Origin of the sequence: Pantoea sp. M_10 (assembly GCF_008631515.1) — a bacterium.
GTDB classification, from domain to species: Bacteria; Pseudomonadota; Gammaproteobacteria; order Enterobacterales; family Enterobacteriaceae; genus Pantoea; species Pantoea anthophila.
Window position 1 is genome coordinate 120,315 of sequence record NZ_VWUL01000005.1, and the last position, 14,058, is coordinate 134,372.

Consider the following 14,058-nt stretch of genomic DNA (forward strand, 5'->3'; position numbering starts at 1 on the left):
ACTGCCAGCTGCCGCAGAGGCGGCTGGCTTCCCTCATAGCGCGCGGCAGTAGAGCGAGACAGGCTTGTCAGGATACTCCAGCGCCTCTCCCGCCGCCTGCCAGCCAAACCGTTCGTAATACCCTCTGAACGCCGACCAGAGCCACAAGCGTGGAAAGCCCCGCGCCTTTGCATAGCCGATAACGTGCTGCTGCAGCGCCTCGCTGACTCCTCTGCCGCGCGCCGATTCATCCACATAGAGCGCCGCCAGCCAGGGGAAGAGATCCTGACGACTGATCAGATCGCAGCGCCAGAATCCCACTGTACCGATCGCCCTGCCCGCTTCCACGGCCACAAAGGTGACGGGAAACTCTGCCCCCATCAGGCTGCTGTTAACCACGCTGGCGAAGAACGCCCGGCTGCTGGCCTCACCGAATGCCCGCCACTGCCAGTCAGTAACCTGATCGGCAAAGTGGGGCGCGTCGCTGAGCAAGACAATCTCCATCTCCCGCTCTCCTCTGAAAAACGCTGACGCGGTAAGCCCGCGTACAGGCCGTCCGGTCGTACTGTATCGCTTATTCGCCAATCTCTAGTGCCAGCAACGACTGAATGGTCTGCGCACGGCGGATTTCGCGCGGCTGGCCCTGTTCAAACAGCACTTCCGGGATTAACGGACGGCTGTTGTAGTTTGAGGACATCGAGGCACCATAAGCGCCCGTGTCGTGAAACACGAGGTAGTCGCCGACGCTGGCCGCCGGGATCGCACGCGGTTCTACCATACCGCCTTCCAGCTGGGTAAAGACATCGCCCGACTCACACAGCGGCCCCGCGACGACGGTGTCGATCGTCTGCCGATCGTCAATCGCCCGCTCATCACCCGCCATCAGCGAGATGTGGTGATAGCTGCCATACATGGAAGGACGCATCAGGTCACTGAAACCGGCATCGACCAGCACAAAGTGACGGCTGCCCATCGACTTGACCGCCCTCACCTGAGAGACCAGCACACCTGACTCAGCCACCAGGAAACGGCCCGGTTCAATCTCCAGCTTGACCGCGTGCCCCAGATGCTGAGCAATCCGCTGCCGGGCCGCATCCCACAGGCCGAAATAGTGATCGGTGTCGATCGCCTCTTCGCCAAAGCGATAAGGGATAGAGAGGCCGCCGCCCGCAGAGATTGCCGTCAAATCCTGACCGGACGCCATAACCAGTCCGACCATCGCATCGCAGACCTGCTGCAGGTGCGCATAATCGACGCCCGAACCGATATGCATATGGATGCCCACCAGCTGCAGGCCGTGCTGCTCAATGGCGGCCAGCGCCGCGGCTAAATCACCGTGCCAGATACCGTGCTTGCTGTTTTCGCCGCCGGTATTGGTTTTCTGGCTGTGACCATGACCAAAGCCAGGATTGACCCGCAGCCACACTGCGTGACCGGGTGACACTGCGCCAAGCTGATGCAGCATATCGATTGAACCCGCGTTCACCGGAACCTTCAGCGCCGCAACCCGCTCCAGCGTCGGCTGGTCAAACAGATCGGCGGTAAAAACAATCTCATCGCCACCTGGCTGATAGCCTGCCGCCAGCGCACGTTCGATTTCACCCAGCGAAACCGAATCCACTTTGACCCCCGCCGCCCGCATCAGGCGCAGGATATGAATATTTGAGCAGGCTTTCTGCGCAAAACGTATGACGTCAAACGCCTGCAGCTGCGCAATGCGCGCCTGAATAATCTGCGCGTCATAGGCCCAGAAAGGTCCGGCGTAACGGCGGGCCAGCGGCAGCAGATGAGCGGCGTTGAGGGCGGTTTCGGTACTCTGTAAGGAACGTGGCATGACAATTCTCCTGTGGCGATAGTTCCATTAAGCCAGAATCATGCCATAGCGAAAAATATCTGTTTTAATAGCATCTATGCAGAATGGATATAGGATAGCGGCATGGCGAACATCAACTGGCGGCATATTGAAATTTTTCATGCGGTGATGACCAGTGGCAATCTGACTCAGGCCGCCACGCTGCTGCACACCTCTCAGCCGACGGTGAGCCGGGAGCTGGCTCGGCTGGAGCAGCAGCTGGGACTACAGCTGTTTGAACGGGTACGCGGCCGGCTGCAGCCGACGGTGCAGGGATTGCGCCTGTTTGAAGAGGTGCAGCGCTCCTGGTACGGTCTGGATCGCATTCGGGAAGCCGCAGAGGGACTTCGCCAGTTTCGTCAGGGCGAGCTGTCGATTGCCTGCCTGCCGGTTTTTTCTCAGTCGCTGCTGCCGCCGCTGTGCCAGCCCTTTTTAGCACGTTACCCCGATGTGAGCCTCAATGTGATCCCGCAGGAGTCGCCGCTGCTGGAGGAGTGGCTCTCAGCACAGCGCTACGATATCGGTTTAACCGAAACCCAGCACGCCCCGGCCGGTACCGATCGTCTCGCCCTGCTGACCTGTGATGAAGTGTGCGTTCTGCCACAGCACCATCCCCTGAGTCAGCGTGCCGTGCTGACGCCGCAAGATTTCGCTGGCGAGCGATATGTCAGCCTCTCGCGCAGCGACAGCTATCGTCAGCTGCTGGATGCGCTGTTTCAGGAGCAGGGGGTTGAACGGCGGCTGGTGATAGAGACGCACAGCGCAGCCTCGGTGTGCGCCATGGTCAGGGCGGGTACAGGCATTTCGATTGTTAATCCGCTGACGGCGCTGGACTACGCCGACAGCGGATTGGTGATGCGTAAGTTCAGCGTGGCAGTGCCGTTTACCGTCAGCCTGGTCAGGCCGCGGCACCGACCCGCGTCAGCGCTGGTCGATGCCTTTGTCAGCCATCTGCAGGAGCAGGTGACCGCCTTTCCGGCACGTATCGCCGCCCGCCTGGCTTAGGCGCGGACGCTGGCAGCCGAACGGCCTGGTTTGCGGAAGGTCATCAGGCAGACCAGCAGGCCGATGAGCGCCAGCGCAGCCGCCGCGACCGGCACCGCCGTCAGGCCATAACCGCGACCGATGACCGCACCGCCGACCCAGGCACCCAGCGCATTGCCCACGTTAAAGGCCGCAATGTTCAGGGTGGAGACCAGATTAGGAGCCTCTTTACCGTGACGGACCACGTTGATCTGCAGACCCGGTACCGTGGCGAAGGTGGCCATCGCCCAGAGGAACAGGGTGATCTCCGCCAGCCACAGCGCGTGGCTGGTCCAGCTGAAGAGCAGAGAGAAGATGGCGATCAGCGAAAAACTGAGGATCAGGCTGAATGAAACTTTCCAGTCCGCCAGTTTGCCGCCAAGGATATTCCCCACCGTCAGGCCCGCACCAATCAGGAACAGCGTCCAGCTGACGCCGCGGTCGCTGATCCCGGTGATCTCTAACAGCAGAGGCGCGATGTAGCTGAACAGCGCAAACATCGCCGCCGCGAAGCAGACCGTCATCAGCAGAGAGAGCCACAGTTTTCCGTTAGCCAGTGCGCCAATTTCACTCGCCAGATGAACCGGCTTCTCCTGCTTGTTTGTCGGCAGGCTGACAATCAGGGCGATAAAGGCCAGCACACCGATCACCGCCACGCCCCAGAACGTGGCCCGCCAGCCAAACATCTGACCGAAGCTGGTGCCCAGCGGCACGCCCAGCACGTTAGCCAGGGTCAGCCCGGTAAACATCAGGGCGACAGCGGAGGCCTGACGTCCGGCTGGCACCAGACTGGCGGCGACGACCGCACCAATACCGAAGAAAGCCCCGTGACAGAGCGCGGTGACGATACGTGCCAGCATCAGCAGGTTGTAGTTGTACGCCAGCGCGCAGAGCAGGTTGCCGACAATAAAGATCACCATCAGCAGAATCAGCGTTTTTTTACGCGGCAGTCTGGCGGTGAGCAGCGCCATAATCGGCGCACCGATCGCCACGCCCAGCGCATAGCCGCTGATCAGCCAGCCCGCCGACGGAATGGAAACCTGAAGGTCGCGCGCCACGTCAGGCAGCAATCCCATGATGACAAATTCGGTGGTTCCGATGGCGAACGCACTCAACGCCAGCGCCAGTAATGCAACAGGCATAACACTCTCCCAGTCTTATTTGCAGGTGAACCACGCGGACACGCAGCCCCTCGACGCTTATTAAAATTTGATCTGCGTCACAGTGAGTATTACAGCACAGCCCGGATAAGCGACATAGCCTGCGAAGCGCAAAGGATTATTGCCGTTGCCGCAATAATCCTCGCCTCCTGATGCTCTCTCTGGCTATCTGAGGGGCAGCGGCTGCCCTGTCTGCATCGCGTCAGGTTGCCATTTCCCGTTAACCGGTTACCTTTTTTATATGTGATTCATTAATTATTCCGCAACGTTGCCGATATATCCCTAATCAATTGCCAGGTGTAGTTATCAACTTCTGACGCAGGGAGAGAGAATGCAACGACTCATAGCCTTGATGGTCTTTGCTCTGACCGGCTGCTCGGTTGGTCATTATGAGTACAGTAAAGAAGCTGAAAAGCGGGTTGATATGACCGTGACCGGCATTCCGACCATACTGGGTATCGGCACGCTCGGCACCACCATCCCGCTGACGCCGGAGTACAGCCTGACCGCTGCCCATGTGGCGAAGTTTTCGCTTTATCGGGTCAAAGCCTGGCATCCGCAATGCGACCTGGCGGTGGTCTACCACAAAAACAGCGAAGTAAACCTGCCTCCCAGCTTCCGCAACAGCCATATCGGCGACAAGGTGAACCTCTACGGCTACAGCTTTATTTCGGCGATGCCGGTCAGTTCCAGCGGGCAGAACCTGATCAATACCACGCTGGCGAACAGCTGGAACAAGCCAGACTGCGTCGTGGTAGCGGCGAATGCGGGAGTGGTAAAAGGCATGTCAGGCGGTGCGGTTTATAACGCCTCTGACGATACGCTGGCGGGGGTGATTGTGGGCTACAGCAATAACATCGATGACAATGTCACCGGTAAGACGCTCTACAAGAACGTTGCGCTCTATGTGCCCTATTCCCGCTTTCAGACCTGGCTGGATCAGGCGATTAAATCCTGATATCTGCTGAAATTACTGACAACAGCTGGCCCGTTTCGCTATAAGACGGTGCCGGCTCAGGGAGCAGGGTCAGATCGGAAAGACGCAAAAGCCGTCATCCCTGACCGCTCGGCCCGCGCCCTCCCTGGCGCGAGACGCTTTCCTCTTCTGACCCTGCTCCCTGCGCGCTGAGTTTATCTGTTGCTGTCAGACACACGCTGATTCGGCGTTGGCAGCATAAAAAAGGCCGGGATATCCCGGCCTTTTCTGTTAACAGTCAGACTTACTTGCTGCCTGGACGCAGTGCCGGGAACAAGATGACGTCACGGATGGTGTGGCTGTTGGTAAACAGCATCACCATACGGTCGATACCGATACCCAGACCGGCGGTTGGCGGCAGACCATGTTCCAGTGCGGTAACGTAGTCTTCGTCATAGAACATCGCTTCGTCGTCACCGGCATCTTTGGCATTTACCTGCTGCAGGAAACGCTCAGCCTGATCTTCCGCATCGTTCAGCTCCGAGAAGCCGTTACCGATTTCACGACCGCCAATGAAGAACTCAAAGCGATCCGTGATTTCCGGGTTCTCGTCGTTACGACGGGCCAGCGGCGACACTTCTGCCGGGTATTCGGTGATGAAGGTTGGCTGAATCAGATTCGCCTCTGCCGTCTCTTCGAAAATCTCCGTTACGACGCGGCCCAGACCCCAGCTCTTCTCAACTTTGATGTGCAGTGATTGCGCAATCGCCACCGCTTTATCAAAGTCTTCCAGATCGGCCAGATCGGTTTCCGGACGATACTTTTTGATCGCTTCGCGCATGGTCAGTTTTTCAAACGGCTTACCGAAATCAAACTCCTGCTCACCGTAAGGCACCACCGTGCTGCCCAGCACATCCTGCGCCAGCGTGCGGAACAGGCTCTCGGTCAGCTCGATCAGATCTTTGTAATCCGCGTAGGCCATATAGAGTTCCATCATGGTGAACTCTGGGTTATGACGTGGCGAAATCCCTTCGTTACGGAAGTTACGGTTGATCTCGAACACGCGATCGAACCCGCCCACCACCAGACGCTTCAGGTAAAGCTCCGGGGCAATACGCAGATACATGTCGATATCCAGCGCATTGTGATGGGTGATGAAAGGACGCGCAGACGCGCCGCCCGGGATCACCTGCATCATCGGCGTTTCCACTTCCATAAAGTCGCGGCTCACCATGAACTGACGGATACCGGCCATGATCTGCGAACGAATGCGGAAGGTATTGCGCGACTCATCGTTGGCGATGAGGTCGAGATAGCGCTGACGGTAACGGGTTTCCTGATCGGCCAGGCCGTGGAACTTGTCCGGCAATGGACGCAGGGCTTTGGTCAGCAGGCGCAGTTCAGAACAGTGAATCGACAGTTCGCCGGTTTTGGTTTTAAACAGCTTGCCGCGCGCGCCGAGGATATCGCCGAGATCCCACTTTTTGAACTGCTCGTTGTAGATCCCTTCCGCCAGGTCATCACGCGAAACGTACAGCTGAATGCGGCCACCCACATCCTGCAGGGTCACGAAAGAGGCTTTACCCATGATGCGACGGGTCATCATACGACCCGCAACACTCACTTCGATGCCGAGATCTTCAAGCTCTTCGTTGCTCTTCTCGCCATAGCTGGCGTGCAGCTGGTCAGAGAGGCTGTCACGACGGAAATCGTTAGGAAACGCCACGCCATTTGCACGCAGCACGCTCAGCTTTTCGCGACGCGTTTTCAGTTCGTTATTTAACTCAACGGCGGCGTCAGCGCTCTGCGGTTGTTGTTCAGACATGTCGGTTCCTTATAACCCTGCTTTTAAACTAGCTTCAATGAATCGATCCAGATCGCCGTCCAGTACCGCCTGGGTGTTACGCGTCTCTACGCCGGTGCGCAGATCTTTGATGCGGGCATCATCAAGCACGTAAGAACGGATCTGACTTCCCCAGCCGATGTCAGACTTGTTGTCTTCCAGCGCCTGTTTCTCAGCATTTTTCTTCTGCATCTCAAGCTCGTACAGCTTCGCCTTCATCTGCTTCATCGCCTGATCTTTGTTCTTGTGCTGAGAACGGTCGTTCTGACACTGGGTCACCGTTCCGGTCGGAATGTGGGTAATACGCACCGCAGATTCCGTCCGGTTAACGTGCTGACCGCCCGCGCCCGATGCGCGATAGACGTCAATACGCAGATCCGCCGGGTTGATGTCGATATCAATATCGTCATCCACTTCCGGGTAAATAAAGGCGGAGCTGAATGAGGTGTGACGACGGCCGCCGGAGTCGAACGGACTCTTACGCACCAGGCGATGGACGCCGGTTTCCGTGCGCAGCCAGCCGAAGGCGTAGTCGCCTGACACGCGAATAGTCACGGATTTGATGCCCGCGACTTCACCTTCAGACTCTTCGATAATTTCGGTTTTGAAGCCTTTTGCTTCGGCCCAACGCAGATACATACGCATCAGCATGCTGGCCCAGTCCTGCGCTTCGGTGCCGCCGGAACCGGCCTGCAGGTCGATGTAGCAGTCAGCGCTGTCATACTCGCCGGAGAACATGCGGCGGAACTCCAGTTCGCCCAGCTTGCCCTCAAGCACGTCCAGCTCGGCAACCGCTTCGTTGAAAGTCTCTTCGTCTTCCGCTTCGACGGCCAGCTCCAGCAGACCCTGCACATCTTCCAGGCCCTGCGCCATCTGATCCAGCGTCTGCACGATCGCTTCCAGCGAGGCGCGCTCTTTGCCCAGCGCCTGAGCACGCTCAGGTTCGTTCCAGACATCGGGCTGTTCCAGCTCGGCGTTTACTTCTTCGAGGCGTTCTTTCTTGGCATCGTAGTCAAAGATACCCCCGAAGAACGTCGCTGCGCTCACTGAGGTCCTGAATACGGTTTTTGACCGGGTTGATTTCAAACATGGCTTTAGCGTCTTTCTTATGTTCGATGGGACAGGAAATTTAACGCACAAGTTTACCCGAAACTGGCGGCAGTTTGTAGCGTTGAGACAGGGGGGATGCGGGAACGGCGTGACGCGCCGCATTTTCTTCCCGGCTGATGGCGCTGTGGCCCCGTCAGAGGAGACAACGGAAGGCAGTCAGGCATGCGCGCCTGCCATCACCGCAGAGGCGCAAACCTGACAGAACCTAGTTCAGCGGCCAGAGATGGTCGATGATCAGCTGTACCGAGCGGTTACCGCGATACTCGTTGATATCCAGCTTATAAGCCAGTTCGACCTGACGCACGCTGCTGTCGGGCCACAGTGTGGTATCGACATTAAAGGCGATACCGTCGATCAGCGGACCGCCGTCTAGCGGTTCGACCATTACTTTCAGATGCCGCTCGCCCACCAGCCGCTGTTGCAGCAGCTTAAACCGGCCGTCGAAGGCCGGTTCCGGGAACGCCTGGCCCCAGGGGCCCGCCTCACGCAGCATCTCAGCCGTCTGCAGCGAAAAATCCTGCGGTTGCAGCGCACCGTCAGACCAGATGATGCCCTGCAGCGATTCGCCGTCCAGCCACTCACCGACCAGGTCGGCAAAGCGCTGACGAAACTCCTCGTAGCGGTCCGTTTCCAGCGATAAGCCTGCCGCCATCGCGTGGCCACCAAACTTCAGCATCAGGCCGGGGTTCAGGGTATCCAGCCGCTCCAGCGCATCACGCAGATGCAGACCGGCAATCGAACGTCCCGAGCCTTTCAGCGTGCCATCGCCCGCGGGGGCGAAGGCAATGACCGGACGATGAAAACGCTCTTTCAGTCGTGAGGCCAGAATGCCGACGACGCCCTGATGCCACTCGGGATGATAGAAGGCCAGTCCCAGCGGCAAATCGCGCTGCTCACGCTCCAGCGCCTGACACAGCGCCAGCGCCTCGCTCTGCATGCCCTGCTCGATCTCTTTTCGCGTCTGGTTGAGTGCGTCCAGCTCACTGGCTAACATCCGCGCCTGACTCAGGTCGTCAGTCATCAGCAGCGCCACGCCCACCGACATGTCATCGAGCCGCCCCGCGGCATTAAGCCGTGGCCCCAGCGCAAAACCGAGATCGCTGGCCGCCAGCTGACGCGCATCGCGATTCGCAATCTCCAGCAGCGCCCGGATGCCTGGCCGGCATTTTCCGGCCCGGATACGGCTCAGCCCCTGCCATACCAGAATACGGTTGTTAACGTCGAGCGGCACCACATCGGCGACCGTGCCGAGCGCCACCAGGTCCAGCATCCCGGCCAGATTTGGCTCAGCGCGGGTAACGCCGAACCAGCCCTGGGTGCGCAGATGGGCGCGCAGCGCCAGCATCAGATAGAACGCAACGCCAACGCCCGCCAGCGCCCGTGAAGGAAAGTCGCAGTCGGGCAGGTTAGGATTCACGATCGCCTCAGCGGCCGGTAAGGTCTCGCCCGGCAGGTGATGGTCGGTGATCAGCACCGGAATGCCGTGCTGATGCGCGTACTCCACCCCGGCGTGGGAGGAGATGCCGTTATCGACCGTCAGGATCATGGCGGCGCCCCGTGCACGCGCCTGCTCTACCACTTCCGGGCTGAGGCCATACCCATCTTCAAAGCGATTCGGCACCAGATACTGCACGTTACTGCCGCCCATACTGCGCAGCGCCATCACCGTCAGCGCGGTACTGGTCGCGCCATCGGCATCAAAGTCGCCGACCACCATGATACGACGGCCATCCAGCAGCGCCTGATGCAGCAGCGCAACGGCGCTCTCAATCCCGCTTAAGGACTGAAACGGCAGCAGATTTTTTGCACCGCGCTCCAGCTCTGCGGCATCGCGTACACCGCGATGCAGATAGAGTCGCTTCAGCAGCGGCGGCAGGGCCGCCGGCAGCGCATCGTCTACCGTCACCTCACGACGACGGAGTTCCACATCCTGTTTTACCACCGATTAACCACCACGCTTCTGATTGTCCAGCACCTGCTTCAGCTCCTGCGGCGTCTGATAGCCGGGGATCATCATGCCGCTGTCGGTGAGCATGGCCGGGGTGCCCTGAATGCCGAATAGCACGCCCAGTTTGTAGTGCTGAGCAATATCAATTTTGCAGCTGTCGGGCGCAGCCATCTTCGGCGCATTACCTTTCATCGCCTCATCAAAGGCTTTGTTGCGGTCGGCGCTGCACCAGATCGCTTTCATCGCCGGTGCGATCTGACCATTCAGCCCTTCCCGCGGAAACGCCAGGTAGCGCACGGTGATACCCAGTGCGTTGTAGTCCGCCATCTGCTCGTGCAGCTTGTGACAGTAGCCGCAGGTAATGTCGGTAAAGACGGTCACGACATGCTGCTCTTTAGGCGCTTTGTAGACGATCATCTCCGGCACCAGCGCCTCGACCTTTTTGTCGAGCAGCTTATTGGTGACGTTAACCGGCTGAGTGCCGCTGACGTCATACAGCGGACCCTGAATCATATGTTTACCGTCGTCGGTCACGTAGAGCACGCCGCTCTCTGAAAGCACGGTTTTGAACCCTGGCAGCGGGGACGGGCTGATCTCTGTCTGATTCAGCCCGAGCTTTTTCAGGGATTGCTGAATGGCGCTGTCATCGGCCTGAGCAAGACCGGAAAAGGCGCTGGCTAACAGGGCCAGCATGGCAAAATGCTTGTTCATCGTTGTCCTTATGGCCGCGGTTCAGGCTCGCGGATGGTGTTGTTGATGCAACTGACGCAGGCGCTCGGTGGCGACATGCGTATAAATTTGCGTGGTGGAGAGATCGCTATGCCCCAGCAACATCTGTACGACACGTAAATCGGCGCCGTGGTTCAGCAGATGCGTGGCAAAGGCATGGCGCATCACATGGGGTGATAACTTTTCGGCGTCGATGCCCGCCAGCGTGGCGTAATGCTTAATCCGATGCCAGAAGGTCTGCCGCGTCATCTGCTGCGCCCGATTACTGGGAAACATTACGTCCAGCGTCTGACCATTAAGCAGCCACGGGCGACCATGTTCCATATATTGCTCCAGCCAGTAAACCGCTTCTTCACCTAATGGCACCAGCCGCTCTTTATCACCTTTACCGATTACCCGGACGACGCCCTGACGCAGGCTGATGTCGCTGAGCGTCAGCCCCGTCAGTTCGGAGACGCGCAGGCCGGTGGCATAGAGCAGCTCCAGCATCGCCTTATCGCGCAGCTCCAGTGGGATATCGGTATTGGGTGCCTGCAACAGCCGCTCGACCTGCGCCTCAGTGAGATCTTTCGGCAGTCGCTGTGGCAGTTTGGGTGCCGAGAGCAGCGCACTGGGATCGTCGGGGCGCACTTTTTCACGGTACAGATACTGGAACAGGCGACGCATGGCGCTGAGCAGCCGCGCTGAGCTGGTCGCCTTGTAGCCTCCTTCCAGCCGTTCAGCCAGAAACTGCTGCAGATCGGCTGGCGTCACGCTGAGCAGCGTCAGCTGATGATGCGCCAGCCAGCCGGTCAGCGTCTGGAGATCCTGGCGATAGGAGGAGAGCGTGTTCTGCGCCAGATTGCGCTCAATCCAGAGCGCATCAAGAAACTGTTCTGTCAGTTCGCTGTCCTGCACGTTATCTCCGCCGTCTGGTGTAAAATCATGCTCATTATGCCTGATTCAGCAGCGCTTCTGGTACAATTGCGCCAAAGTCAGTATTTACAGAGTGTTATCTGCATGAAAATCGGTCTGTTTTACGGTTCCAGTACCTGTTACACCGAAATCGTGGCGGAGAAAATTCGCGATTTCATCGGCGACGAGCTGGTCACGCTGCATAACGTTAAGGATGATGACCCACGCCTGATGGAGCAGTACGATTTGCTGATCATGGGCATCCCCACCTGGGATTTTGGTGAGTTGCAGGAGGACTGGGAGGCGATCTGGACGCAGCTGCCCGCGCTGAATCTGCAGAATAAGATTGTGGCGCTGTATGGCATGGGCGATCAGATTGGCTACGGTGAATGGTTTCTGGATGCGCTCGGCATGCTGCACGATCTGCTGCAGCCGATGGGGGTACGTTTCGTAGGCTACTGGCCGCTGGAGGGCTATGAGTTCACCAGTCCCCGACCGCTCACTGCCGATGGCACACAGTTTGTCGGCCTGGCGCTGGATGATGTGAATCAGTTTGAAGTGACGGATGAGCGCGTTGAGCAGTGGTGCGAACAGGTGTTAACCGAGACTGCCGGACTGCTGTAACCCTTTTCAGCCGTTGCGGCCGCCAGCCACATACGGAGACGGCGCGGAATGCCTGGCAGAACCTGACCGGCCGCGGGTCAGTCGACATGCGCGCTTATGTCTCTTCGCCGTTAATGTCGCGCCCTGCTGAAGCAGCAGGCGCGCAACGCCCGCCATTCGTCAGGCTGCATAGCGTCCTGCATCAGCCACCAGCGCAGCCTGTCACCCTCTTCGCTCTTCGCCACCAGCAGCACGCCCGCTGGTAACCAGCGCAGTGGCTGAGTGGGACGCCAGCGTTTTCCCTGCCAGATCCAGCAATGGACACTTTCCCGCTCCAGCGTCCCGCGCCGCAGCCTCAGCCGCCGGCAGACACGACCGCCCTCCGCCAGCAACAGCAGGATCATTCCGCTCCGCATCAGCTCCCCACCCACGGGCAGCGCCATCAGCAGCACGCCCGAGATGGCAGCCACCAGCCAGACGCACAGCACCCCGCACGCCAGCCGGGAGGGCCGCAGCTTACATTGCCACCGGGCCGCGCTCATGGTTGCGCTGCTGGATGAGATTGACCATCCGCTTAAGCTCAGGATCCTTTGGCTCGCCGTGATTCATCAGCCAGTTGAACAGATCGGGATCGTCACTCTTCAGCAGCGCGACAAAGACCTGCTTATCGGTGTCGCTCAGCGTGTCATACTCAAATTTGAAGAACGGCATAATCGCCACATCCAGTTCCAGCATGCCGCGACGGCAGGCCCACTGAATACGTGATTTATCATTAATATCCATGCATCAGTTTCCACAGTTCACAACGTGGCGCTTAGTGTAACCTGGTTTACTACGGCTCGCAGGCGCTGCGTCGCATGCTGTGTAACCTGCCACATTTCAGGCGGCCTCTTTGCAGGGCTATCACGCCTTTTGTGCGCCGTTTTCCGTAAACAGGTTGCATTGCCAGGCGGCTCTTTTAACATTGAAGACATTGTTCCGGATGAACCTTCTTACACAGGATATCTCCATGCCCACTTTTACTTTACCGCCGCGCCAGCCTGCCGCGTCGTCCCGTCTGCCGTTAACCCTGATGTCACTGGACAGCTGGGCACTGGTTTCGATTACCGGTGCGGACAGCACTGCCTACCTGCAGGGTCAGTTAACGCTGGATGTCGCGGCGCTGGATGCCAATCATCACTCCCCCGCCGCGCACTGCGACGCCAAAGGCAAAATGTGGAGCAATCTGCGTCTGTTTCATCGCGGTGAAGGGTATGCCTACCTGATCCGGCGCGAGCTGCGCGACGCCCAGCTGGCCGAGCTGAAGAAATATGCGGTGTTTTCAAAAGTCACGATGACGCCCGACGATGAAGCACTTCTGCTGGGTGTGGCTGGTTTCCAGGCGCGTGCTGCCCTGGCTAACCTGTTTGAGGCGTTGCCTGACAGCGAGAAGCCAGTGGTGCATCAGGGTGAAACTACCCTGCTGTGGTTTGCGCATCCGGCCGAACGTTTTCTGATTGTGACATCACCGGCCCAGGCCGACGTGCTGAAGCAGAAACTCAGCGAGGATGCACAGTTCAACGACAGCCAGCAGTGGCTGGCGCTGGATATCGAAGCCGGTATTCCGGTTATCGTTCCCGCCACCAGCGTGCAGTTTATTCCGCAGGCCACCAACCTACAGGCGCTGGATGCCATCAGCTTTAAAAAAGGGTGCTATGCCGGACAGGAGATGGTGGCCCGGGCGAAATATCGCGGTGCTAACAAACGCGCCCTTTACTGGCTGGCGGGTAAGGCAAGCCATCTGCCTGAAGCCAACGCGCCGCTGGAGCTGCAGATGGGTGAGCGCTGGCGTCGTACCGGCAGCGTGCTGGCGGCTGTGCAGCTGGATGATGGCACCAGCTGGATTCAGGTGGTGCTGAACAACGATCTGGAGCCGGACAGCGTGCTGCGGGTTGAAGGCGATGAAGGTGGCCATCTGACGGTGCAGCCCCTGCCCTATTCGCTGGATGAGAGCTGAGTCAC

The 14,058-nt window shown here is 58.8% G+C and carries 14 protein-coding genes; 4 read left to right on the forward strand and 10 right to left on the reverse strand.

Going from position 1 to position 14,058, the window contains the following annotated elements:
* Nucleotides 1-33: 33 nt before the first annotated feature.
* Nucleotides 34-483, reverse strand: coding sequence for a GNAT family N-acetyltransferase (locus F3I47_RS15375; RefSeq protein WP_150030168.1), 450 nt, complete (start codon nt 481-483; stop codon nt 34-36).
* Between the two features lie 70 nt (nt 484-553).
* Nucleotides 554-1,813 (reverse strand): diaminopimelate decarboxylase, encoded by a 1,260-nt coding sequence (lysA, locus tag F3I47_RS15380; RefSeq protein ID WP_150030167.1) that lies wholly within the window; start codon nt 1,811-1,813, stop codon nt 554-556.
* A 102-nt stretch (nt 1,814-1,915) separates the two neighbouring features.
* On the opposite strand from lysA, the gene F3I47_RS15385 reads away from it, so the two are divergent.
* Nucleotides 1,916-2,836 carry a LysR family transcriptional regulator gene (locus tag F3I47_RS15385; protein ID WP_150030166.1) on the forward strand — a complete coding sequence of 307 codons (921 nt, stop codon included), beginning with the start codon at nt 1,916-1,918 and terminating at the stop codon, nt 2,834-2,836.
* Here the strand turns inward: F3I47_RS15385 and F3I47_RS15390 are convergent.
* Entirely contained in the window at nt 2,833-3,996 is a 1,164-nt protein-coding gene (locus F3I47_RS15390) for an MFS transporter (RefSeq protein ID WP_150030165.1), read from the reverse strand. The two genes, F3I47_RS15385 and F3I47_RS15390, sit on opposite strands and share 4 nt — an antisense overlap.
* Nucleotides 3,997-4,345: 349 nt before the next feature.
* On the opposite strand from F3I47_RS15390, the gene F3I47_RS15395 reads away from it, so the two are divergent.
* Nucleotides 4,346-4,972, forward strand: a complete 627-nt coding sequence (locus tag F3I47_RS15395; protein ID WP_140029499.1) for a serine protease — start codon at nt 4,346-4,348, stop codon at nt 4,970-4,972.
* Between the two features lie 262 nt (nt 4,973-5,234).
* On the opposite strand, the gene lysS is transcribed toward F3I47_RS15395, so the two are convergent.
* The 5 genes from lysS to xerD form a co-directional block, all read right to left on the reverse strand.
* Nucleotides 5,235-6,755, reverse strand: a complete 1,521-nt coding sequence (gene lysS / locus F3I47_RS15400; RefSeq protein WP_009087062.1) for a lysine--tRNA ligase — start codon at nt 6,753-6,755, stop codon at nt 5,235-5,237.
* Nucleotides 6,756-6,764: 9 nt separating this feature from the next.
* A protein-coding gene (gene prfB / locus F3I47_RS15405) for a peptide chain release factor 2 (protein WP_111208374.1) occupies nt 6,765-7,863 on the reverse strand; the annotation gives its coding sequence in 2 pieces (ribosomal slippage) (nt 6,765-7,787 and nt 7,789-7,863; 1,098 coding nt in all).
* Nucleotides 7,864-8,088: 225 nt separating this feature from the next.
* Nucleotides 8,089-9,825, reverse strand: coding sequence for a single-stranded-DNA-specific exonuclease RecJ (gene recJ / locus F3I47_RS15410; RefSeq protein ID WP_150030164.1), 1,737 nt, complete (start codon nt 9,823-9,825; stop codon nt 8,089-8,091).
* Between the two features lie 3 nt (nt 9,826-9,828).
* Complete coding sequence (gene dsbC, locus F3I47_RS15415; protein ID WP_009087068.1) at nt 9,829-10,542, reverse strand: bifunctional protein-disulfide isomerase/oxidoreductase DsbC; 714 nt, start codon at nt 10,540-10,542, stop codon at nt 9,829-9,831.
* A 21-nt stretch (nt 10,543-10,563) separates the two neighbouring features.
* The gene (xerD, locus tag F3I47_RS15420) at nt 10,564-11,457 is read right to left on the reverse strand and encodes a site-specific tyrosine recombinase XerD (RefSeq protein ID WP_009087070.1); all 894 of its coding nucleotides are present in this window, start codon (nt 11,455-11,457) and stop codon (nt 10,564-10,566) included.
* Between the two features lie 102 nt (nt 11,458-11,559).
* Between xerD and fldB the strand changes: the two genes are divergently transcribed.
* Nucleotides 11,560-12,078, forward strand: coding sequence for a flavodoxin FldB (gene fldB, locus F3I47_RS15425; protein ID WP_046102492.1), 519 nt, complete (start codon nt 11,560-11,562; stop codon nt 12,076-12,078).
* Nucleotides 12,079-12,188: 110 nt separating this feature from the next.
* On the opposite strand, the gene F3I47_RS15430 is transcribed toward fldB, so the two are convergent.
* Nucleotides 12,189-12,599 carry a protein YgfX gene (locus F3I47_RS15430; protein WP_009087076.1) on the reverse strand — a complete coding sequence of 137 codons (411 nt, stop codon included), beginning with the start codon at nt 12,597-12,599 and terminating at the stop codon, nt 12,189-12,191.
* On the reverse strand, nt 12,574-12,840 hold the full coding sequence (gene sdhE / locus F3I47_RS15435; protein WP_009087078.1) for an FAD assembly factor SdhE: 267 nt from the start codon (nt 12,838-12,840) through the stop codon (nt 12,574-12,576). The genes F3I47_RS15430 and sdhE overlap by 26 nt, the downstream gene beginning before the upstream one ends.
* Nucleotides 12,841-13,066: 226 nt before the next feature.
* On the opposite strand from sdhE, the gene ygfZ reads away from it, so the two are divergent.
* A complete protein-coding gene (ygfZ, locus tag F3I47_RS15440; RefSeq protein WP_150030162.1) occupies nt 13,067-14,053 on the forward strand; it encodes a tRNA-modifying protein YgfZ in 987 nt (328 codons plus the stop codon).
* Nucleotides 14,054-14,058 lie beyond the last annotated feature (5 nt).